At 56.4% G+C, this 3,645-nt stretch carries 3 protein-coding genes and 1 pseudogene; 1 reads left to right on the top strand and 3 read right to left on the bottom strand.

Translation table 11 applies throughout. The features are described from left to right. Nucleotides 1–144: 144 nt before the first annotated feature. From NW838_RS10550 to NW838_RS10540, 3 genes are all read right to left on the bottom strand, one after another. The gene (locus NW838_RS10550; protein WP_414428012.1) at nucleotides 145–1,068 is read right to left on the bottom strand and encodes a fructosamine kinase family protein; all 924 of its coding nucleotides are present in this window, start codon (nucleotides 1,066–1,068) and stop codon (nucleotides 145–147) included. A gap of 37 nt (nucleotides 1,069–1,105) precedes the next feature. Beyond that, a complete protein-coding gene (locus tag NW838_RS10545; protein WP_414428011.1) occupies nucleotides 1,106–1,615 on the bottom strand; it encodes a hypothetical protein in 510 nt (169 codons plus the stop codon). Nucleotides 1,616–1,777: 162 nt separating this feature from the next. Then, entirely contained in the window at nucleotides 1,778–2,230 is a 453-nt protein-coding gene (locus tag NW838_RS10540) for a hypothetical protein (RefSeq protein ID WP_414358508.1), read from the bottom strand. 201 nt (nucleotides 2,231–2,431) lie between these two features. Between NW838_RS10540 and NW838_RS10535 the strand changes: the two are divergent. Continuing rightward, nucleotides 2,432–3,604 (top strand): annotated as a pseudogene (locus tag NW838_RS10535) (RNA-guided endonuclease InsQ/TnpB family protein). Nucleotides 3,605–3,645 lie beyond the last annotated feature (41 nt).

Here is a 3,645-nt window from a genome sequence, read left to right as displayed (position 1 = left end):
TTGGTCGCGTCTTCGCGTCAGCGTTGCGGAGCAATAGCGTTGCGGAGCAATAATGCAGGGGGTTAGAAGGTTTTTCAAGGACTCCGTCCCGCTGGCGCGATCAGTAGCCCAGGCGTCTCATCTTAACCTGAACAACCATACGATTTATCCAAGAAATTGCAAACACTGCTGCAAAGCCCGCTGCACCGAGCCTAGGTAGCCCTCTCCAAACAGGTTGAGATGGTTGAGCCAGTGGTAGAGCTGGTAGAGGGGCTTGCGGTGAGGATATCCCTTATCCAAAGGATAGGTCTGCTGATAAGCCCGATAGAACTCCGGCGGAAAGCCGCCAAACAGTTCTGTCATCGCCAGATCCGTCTCTCGATCCCCGTAGTAGGTGGCCGGATCGAAAATCACCGGGGATCCATCGGCCAAGGCCCCGTAGTTGCCGCCCCACAGATCTCCATGCAACAGAGCGGGTTCTGGCCTGTAGTCCTGAAAAAAGGCTTCCAGCTCCGCCATTACCCGTTCGGCTTGGGCCACCCACGTGCCGCGATACCCCTGTTGGCAAGCCAATTTCACCTGGTAGAGCAGCCGCTGTTCCCGATAAAAATCCGGCCAATTCTGCCGCCAACTGTTGATCTGAGGCGTAGAGCCGATGGTGTTGTCGCGCTCCCAACCGTAGCTGCCGTTGGGGGATAGGGTGCGGTGCAACTGGGCCAACTGGGATCCCAACAAACCCGCAGTGTGCGGACGGGGCGAGGTTAGCTCCAGGTATTCCAGCACCAAGTAGGCCTGCTCTCCTACGGATCCCCAGACAATGGGCTGAGGTACGCGAATGGCCTGGGCAGCCGCTAGGGTTTGCAAGCCCGCAGCTTCCGCTGCAAACATCTCCAGCGCTCTTTCTCCCCCACGGGCCAATTTGACAAAGTAGTCTCTTGCCCCTTCTGCAAGAGGGTTTTGGGAAGCGCAAGAAAACCGATAGGTGGCGTTGATGCTGCCCCCGCCCACAGAACGATACTGCAGGGGCCGTAAGGGATCCCCTGTCGCTTCCGCAAGGTGCTGGGCGATAGTTTGCCAAAGAGTTTGCATCAGCAGCCAAAGTCAATTGTCGGAGAAAAACAGGTACTTAATCAGACATCAGACCTGTAAGCACACCACCCACTAGGGTAATAATTGCCCCTCGGCTGATGAACTCCTGGTTGTCCAAGCGCTTGCCAATCCCGTCCATCTTCTCGCTCAGTTTGCCTTCCATCCCGTTGATCCTTTCGTTCAACTGGGCCTCAATGCCATCAATTTTCTCGGTGAGCTTGACCTCGACGCTGTTAATCCTTTCGTTCAACTGGGCCTCAATGCCATCGATTTTCTCGGTGAGCTTGACCTCGACGCCGTTGATCCTTTCGTTCAGCTTGGCCTCAACGCCATCGATTTTCTCGGTGAGCTTGACCTCGACGCTGTTAATCCTTTCGTTCAGCTTGACCGCCACCCCGTCAACCCGCTCTTCCAGCCGCTTGATCTCCCCTTGCAGCCTTGTTTCCACCTGGCGGATCTCGCCCCGCATTTCTGTAAATTGCAGGTCGATCTTCCGATCCAGGGCGAGGATGAGATCTCTGAGATCGGGCTGGGCAGTTTCGTTCATGGGAAAGAGAGCAGCGGGGCTTGAAGCCATTATGGCAGCAGAGCACTCTGCTTCATCGTGTCGTTTGTCTTGTCAGCCTTGCTCAAGTTCATTCCAGAATGAACGTTTGCAGGCTTGCCATGGCAGCGCCGAAATCCTCGGTCAATTGGGGTGGCCCAGCTCCTATTCCCCTTCAGTAGGTGCTGCTGCCTCAGGATCCAAAACGGCTCCTGCCCCGTAAGAGTCAATATCTATGGCCTGGGAGCCGCCCGTAGCCAACAGAGCCAGCAGGGATCCCAACTGCCACCACACCAAGCCTGCCGTGCCCAACACTAGGATCCCACCGACGCAGGCGGCCAGAGCCATAGGCAGGCCAAACACATTCAAACACGCAGCCACAAAGCCAAAGGTAAACAAGCAGCAGAGACTGTAGGTGAGGATCACCCCAGGAGTGCGATAGCGAATTTGGGCTTGGCTATCCCGGTTGAGCTGCCAAAGGGCTACCTGGTATTCCAACTTGTCCTTGAAAAGGATGCCAAAGATAACGGCAAAAAAGCTGAGCAGGGCAATGGCAGAGTAAATGGGGGGATTGGCGAAGGGATCAGAAAAGTTGCCGCCGGCGTAAAGGGATTCCATGGGGCCTACCTCGGTTCGGGATCTAAGCTCTTAGCTTAACATTTCTTAGCATTACTGCCAGTAAGCCGGGTTGCGTTAGCTCCACCAAGTCCACCCTAACCAGGTTGTCGCTCACCAAAAAACTGGGTCTGAAGCCCCGCCCTTAAAGCCTACGGCCCGCTGACGCGACAGGGCGGCTTTCATGTGTGTACAATACAACCCATGAAACAGACTCTAACACTGGTTTGTAAGCTCCAACCCACGCCCGAACAGGCGGCCAAAATACAAGCCACACTCCAGGCCTTTGCCGCCGCTTGCCACTACACCAACCAAACGGTCAAGCCAAATATCTGCAACCCTGTTGCCATTTAGGCACAGGTGTACCAAACCCTGCGCAGCGAGTTCGGACTCAGTGCCAACCTAGCCGTTAGAGTCTGTGCAAGAGTGGGAGCTAACCGCAAGACTGCCAAAACTCAAGGTCGCCCCGTCAAAACATTCAAGCCCACTTCCGCCGACTACGACGCTCGCCTCTTCTCCTATCGGGAACAGGACGAGACCGTCAGCCTGTGCTTGGTGGGGGGACGGGAGCGAATTCAGTTGCGTTTGGGCAACTATCAAAGGGGCAAGTTGCGGGGACAAAAACCGACCTCTGCCCAGCTTTGCCAACATCGAGACGGCTCGTACTATGTCCACATCCAACTGACCGAGCAGGTGCCTGAGCCGCAGCAGGCCGTTCAGGTCAAAGGACTCCGTCCCGCTGTCGCGATTGGGGTGGACTTGGGCAGGAGAGAGATTGCCAAGACCAGCACCGACAGGGGGTGGGATGGACAGCAGTTGAACCAAACCAGAGATCGGTTCAGCCGAGTGCGCAGGTCGCTGCAGAGAAAAGCCTCGAAAGGCACAAGGTCGACTCGCCGCAGGGCGAGACAAATCTTGCAACGGCTGTCGGGGCGGGAGCGGCGGTTTCAGACTTGGCTCAACCACACCATCAGTGCCTCCATTGTCCGGGAAGCGCAACAGAAGCAGGCAGTCCTTGCCCTTGAGGACTTGACGGGGATCAGAGAGCGCATCAACCGACAGCCTCGCAGCAAAGCCGAACGGCGCAGGGGGAACAGTTGGGCGTTCTACCAACTCCGTCAATTTCTGGAGTACAAGGCTGTGGGAGCAGGGGTTGCTTTGATTCTGGTTCCGCCTGCCTACACGTCGCAGACCTGCCACCGGTGTTTGCACATTCATCCTGACCCTGAACAGTCCTATCGCCGTGGGAAGCAGTTTAAGTGTGGGCATTGTGGATGGGAAGGGGATGCGGACTGGAATGGGGCGAGTATGATTGCCAGACTTGGGGCTGCTTTTGTAAACCAGCCTAGAGGTCCAGGGTTGGCTTGCCGACTCTAGGGCTACTGAAAGCTCCCGCCTTTAGGCGGGGGTAGTTTACC

Origin of the sequence: Synechococcus sp. R55.2 (genome assembly GCF_047462075.1) — a bacterium.
Taxonomy (GTDB): domain Bacteria; phylum Cyanobacteriota; class Cyanobacteriia; order Thermostichales; family Thermostichaceae; genus Thermostichus.
This window is presented reverse-complemented; position numbering and strand designations above follow the sequence as displayed.